This is a genomic window from Chryseobacterium sp. SIMBA_038, from assembly GCF_046535115.1.
Lineage (GTDB): Bacteria > Bacteroidota > Bacteroidia > Flavobacteriales > Weeksellaceae > Chryseobacterium.
The window spans coordinates 1-329 of record NZ_JAWRXH010000073.1; the positions used below are offsets into that span (position 1 = coordinate 1).

At 39.5% G+C, this 329-nt stretch carries 1 pseudogene; it reads left to right on the forward strand.

What is annotated here, in order from left to right:
• Positions 1 to 329 (forward strand): annotated as a pseudogene (locus SB689_RS22780) (outer membrane protein assembly factor BamA); the annotation flags it as partial.

Consider the following 329-nt stretch of genomic DNA (forward strand, 5'->3'; position numbering starts at 1 on the left):
TTACGATGCAGTAGGATTCAACAAAAAAGTAGGAGAAGACGGTGGTAAGGAAGATGATTCCGATATCAAGTCTGTATACATGAATAATGGGTACCTTTTCTCTAACGTAACACCGGTTGAAAAATCAGTTTCAGGAGATGCTGTGAATCTTGAAGTTAGAATTAACGAAGGAGAGCAAGCTACCTGGAATAAAGTAACATGGCAAGGGAACACAACTACCCATGACCACGTAGTTCTTAGAGCCTTAAGAACAAAACCACGTGAACTTTTCAAAACAACAGAGACCAAAAGAACTTATTCTGATTTGGCAGGTACGTCATTCTTCGATC